Origin of the sequence: Dietzia sp. CW19 (assembly GCF_014145265.1) — a bacterium.
Classification (GTDB): Bacteria; Actinomycetota; Actinomycetes; order Mycobacteriales; family Mycobacteriaceae; genus Dietzia; species Dietzia natronolimnaea.
In genome coordinates, this window is record NZ_JAALEE010000409.1 from 1 (window position 1) to 4,125 (window position 4,125).

Below are 4,125 nucleotides of genomic sequence, written 5' to 3' on the forward strand. Positions count from 1 at the left end.
GGCGGGCCTGGTCGGCCAGGACGGTCCCCGAGAACGCACGGGCGGCCGCCGGGTCGATGTGGCTCCAGTCGCAGCACCCCGCACCCGCCGCCGCGGCGGGGCACAGCGGGTCGATCCGGTCCACCGACCTCTCGAGTACGCCGGTCACGGTGCCGCGACAGAAGGCTCGTCCCGGGTCGTCGTGGATCATCACCTCGACCAGCTCCCCCGAGATCCCGCCCCGGCAGAACACCACCCGCCCGGAATGCCGGGCCACGAACTCCCCGCCCTGCGCTGGGCCCTCGATGCGCAGCCGGAGCACACGCCCCGTCCAGTCGGTTCTCTCCGTCCGGGTCATCGGTCCTCCGGTCCGCCCCAGCGCCCGATGATGGGTTCGTCACGCGCCTGGTCCGCGCGGCCGTCCGAGGACGACAGCTGCCACGGGACGCTGGTCACCATGACACCCCTCTCGTACAGCAGTCGGGTCTTCAGACGCAGCGCGCTCTGATTGTGCAGGAGCTGCTCCCACCAGTGGCCCACGACGTACTCCGGGATGTACACGATCACGACGTCCCGGGGCGACTGGTCACGCAATCGTTTCACGTAGTCGACCACCGGCCGGTTGATCTCCCGGTACGGCGACTCCACCACCTTGAGCGGCACGGAGATCCGCCGCTTCTCCCACTCGCGGACCAGGATCCGGGTCTCCGCCGTCTCGATGTTCACGGTGAGCGCCTCGATGGTGTCCGGTCGGGTCGCCCGCGCGTAGGCGAGTGCCCGGAGGGTGGGCAGGTGCAGTTTGGACACCAGCACCACACAGTGGGTGCGGCTCGGGAGGACGACCTCCCAGGACGAGTCCTCGAGTTCGCGCGCGACCGACTCGTAGTGACGATGGATGAGTTTCATGACCCCGAACACGGCCAGCATCGCCAGCACCGCGATGTAGGCGCCGGCGAAGAACTTCGTGCTCATGACGATCACCAGCACACCGGAGGTGAGGACGAACCCGACCGCGTTGACCGCCCGTGCGCGCTGCACCCGTCGCCGGACGGCGGGGATCTGCTCGTTGCCCAGCCGCCGGGTCCAGTGGCGGACCATGCCGAGCTGGCTCAGAGTGAAGGCCACGAAGACCCCGACGATGTAGAGCTGGATGAGCACGGTGACCTGCGCGTCGAACGCCACCACCAGGACGATCGCCGCCACGGCGAGCAGGACGATCCCGTTGGAGAACGCGAGCCGGTCCCCGCGCGTGGCGAGCTGCCTCGGCAGGTACTTGTCGCGCGCGAGCACCGAGGCGAGCACGGGGAAACCGTTGAAGGCGGTGTTCGCCGCGAGCACCAGGATGAGGGCGGTGATGGTCATGATCACGTAGAAGGCGACAGGGAGACCCGCGAAGACCGGGTCGGCCAGCTGCGCGATCATCGTCTTCTGCTGGTAGTCCTCCGGCGCACCGATCAGTTGGGTGGCCGGGTCCTCCGCGACCTGCACCCCGAGCTGGTTGGCCAGCACGATGAGCCCGAGCAGGAACGAGATGGACACCACGCCGAGCATGACCAGAGTCGTCGCGGCGTTCCTGGCCCGGGGACTACGGAACGCCGGCACGCCGTTGTGGATGGCCTCGACCCCGGTCAGCGCGGCACAGCCCGAGGCGAAGGACTTGGCCACCACGAACGCGAGCGCGAGCCCGGCGACCGCCACGCCGTCGGGCGTGACGAGCTCGAACTCCGCGGACTCCGCCCTCAGCTCACGTCCAAGCACGCCGACCTGGAACAACCCCCACACCACCAGCGCGGTCATGGCCGCCATGAACGCGTAGACGGGGATGGCGAACGTCGCGCGGGACTCCCGGATGCCCCGGAGGTTGATCGCGGTGAGCAGGACGATCGCGATGACGGCGAACACCACCTCGTTCGAGTGCACGAACGGGATCGCGGAGCCGACGTTGGCGGCCGCCGCCGAGATCGACACCGCCACGGTGAGCACGTAGTCGATGAGGAGGGCCGCCCCCACACCCAGACCGGCGTTCGGCCCGAGATTGACGGTGGCGACCTCGTAGTCCCCCCCGCCCGACGGATACGCGCGGACGTTCTGCCGGTAGCAGGCGATCACGACCACCATGACCACCGCCACCGCGAGCCCGACCCACGGGGTGAACGCCAGCGCCGACACCCCGGCCAACGACAGGATGAGGAAGATCTCCTCGGGGGCGTAGGCGACCGAGGACAACGCATCCGACGCGAAGACCGGCAACGCTATCCGCTTGCGCAGCGGGGTGTCCCCGGTGGTGTCGCTGCGGAAGGGGCGCCCCAACAGCAGGCGCTTGGTTCCGACGGAGACCCTGGAGATCCTGGACACCGACACATCGTAGGGCTCCGCGTGCCGCAGGGACAGCGCCGCCGACGAGGGTAGCGTGATCGGGACGGGTCCGCGCGTCGCGGACCGTGAGGAGCGGTACTGGCCATGAGGGTCATCATCATGGGCTGTGGGCGTGTCGGCGCGGCGCTCGCGACCGAGCTCGACGAGGGCGGTCACGAGGTCGTGGTGATCGACCGCGACCCCGCCGCGTTCGCCAGGTTGGCGGAGCAGTTCGACGGACGCACCGTCACCGGGCTCGGCTTCGATCGCGAGGTCCTCGTCGACGCCGGGTTACACGGGGCGGACGCGTTCGCGGCGGTCTCCTCCGGGGACAACTCCAACATCATCGCCGCGAGGGTGGCCCGCGAGACCTTCGGCGTCGAGCGGGTGATCGCCCGGATCTACGACGCCGGACGCGCCGAGGTCTACGAGCGGCTGGGCATTCCCACCGTCGCCACGGTGCCCTGGGCCACCGGCCGCCTCATCCGGTACATCACGTCCGGGTCGAGCCCGGTGGTCTGGCGCGATCAGACCGGCGAGGTGTCGCTCGTCGCCGTCGTCCCTCCGTCGGTGTGGGTCGGCGTGGGACTGGCGTCTCTCGCCGATCTGGTCGGTGGCACCGTGGTCGCGCTCACCCGCTTCGGGGAGTGCAGGGTGCCCGGCGGCAGCACTCTCGTGCAGGCCGACGACCTGATCCACCTCGCCGTTCCCTCGGGCGTGGTCGACGATCTCGACGACATCCTGGAGCGAGGACCATCTGATGACTGACCGACCCGTGACCGGCGATCCCGTCCCCGACGGTTCGGTCCCCGACTACGCCGACGGGGCCGGCCTGCTGGACCGCGCCCCCGCCCGCACGTTCCACGCCTCCACCATGCGGGTCCTGGTGGCCGGGGCCGGCGTGGTGGGACGATCGATCGCACGCGAACTCCTGGCCAACGACCACACCGTGACGCTGGTCGACAAGCGCGCGGCGGTCTTCGACCGCGACGGGGTGACCGGTGCCCGGCAACTCGTCGGCGACGCGTGCGAGTTGGGCTTCCTCGAACGACTCCGCGCGGAGGAGTCCGACGTGGTGGTCGCGGCCACCGGCGACGACAAGGTGAACCTGGTCGTGAGCCTGCTGGCCAAGACGGAGTTCGCCGTGTCCCGCGTGGTCGCCCGCGTCAACGACCCCCGGAACGAGTGGCTGTTCGACGACCGCTGGGGCGTCGACGTGGCCGTCTCCACCCCCCGACTCATGGTCTCCGTCGTGGAGGAGGCGGTCTCCGTCGGGGACGTCGTGCGGTTGATGACCCTGCGGCGCGGCGGCGCCAATCTGGTGAGCGTGACGCTGCCGGACCAGACCCCCCTCGCGGGCAGACCGGTCTCACGCGTCCGCTTCCCCCGGGACGCGGCGCTGGTGGCGATCCTCCGCGGGGGAAGAGTGATAGCCCCCGAACCCGACGTGCCGTTCGAACCGGGCGACGAGTTGCTGGTCGTGGCGCCGGAGGCCGCGGAGGCGGACCTGAGCACCGCGGTCCTCGGCGGCTGACCCACGCTCACCGATCCCGGCTTCCTCCACCGGGAACGGTGACGGCGACCTCCCGCCCGTAGCCCCACCCCGGGGCGAGCGGCAGCGCGTCCCCGCTCCAGAATCGGCCCGGGTCGTACCAACTGGCGTCGCCGGCCGGCAGCAGGACACCCATCGCCTCGAGTGTCATCCCGACCACCTCAGCGCAGTAGGCCGCCTCCACGCGCAGTGCGGGCCCGGAGTCCGCACGTCGGCGCCACGGGAGGCCGCTGCCCCGG

The 4,125-nt window shown here is 70.6% G+C and carries 4 protein-coding genes and 1 pseudogene; 2 read left to right on the forward strand and 3 right to left on the reverse strand.

Annotation, left to right across the window (positions count from 1 at the left end; all coding sequences use genetic code 11):
• The coding region (locus tag G6021_RS12240; protein ID WP_347237753.1) for a TRAM domain-containing protein at window positions 1-337 on the reverse strand (337 nt) is incomplete at its 3' end.
• Window positions 334-2,325 (reverse strand): amino acid permease, encoded by a 1,992-nt coding sequence (locus tag G6021_RS12245; RefSeq protein ID WP_182609330.1) that lies wholly within the window; start codon window positions 2,323-2,325, stop codon window positions 334-336. The genes G6021_RS12240 and G6021_RS12245, both read right to left, overlap by 4 nt.
• A gap of 114 nt (window positions 2,326-2,439) precedes the next feature.
• Between G6021_RS12245 and G6021_RS12250 the strand changes: the two genes are divergently transcribed.
• Together G6021_RS12250 and G6021_RS12255 are read left to right on the forward strand one after the other, a co-directional pair.
• Window positions 2,440-3,102, forward strand: coding sequence for a TrkA family potassium uptake protein (locus tag G6021_RS12250; RefSeq protein ID WP_182609328.1), 663 nt, complete (start codon window positions 2,440-2,442; stop codon window positions 3,100-3,102).
• 106 nt (window positions 3,103-3,208) lie between these two features.
• Entirely contained in the window at window positions 3,209-3,868 is a 660-nt protein-coding gene (locus G6021_RS12255) for a TrkA family potassium uptake protein (protein WP_182609329.1), read from the forward strand.
• Window positions 3,869-3,875: 7 nt separating this feature from the next.
• Here G6021_RS12255 and G6021_RS12260 read toward each other — a convergent pair.
• A pseudogene (locus tag G6021_RS12260) lies at window positions 3,876-4,125 on the reverse strand (hypothetical protein); the annotation flags it as partial.

Excerpts from the sequence above, each read along its gene's own strand:
- G6021_RS12250 (WP_182609328.1), top strand. The coding sequence starts at position 2,440 with ATGAGGGTCATCATCATGGGCTGTGGGCGTGTCGGCGCGGCGCTCGCG.
- G6021_RS12255 (WP_182609329.1), top strand. The coding sequence starts at position 3,209 with ATGCGGGTCCTGGTGGCCGGGGCCGGCGTGGTGGGACGATCGATCGCA.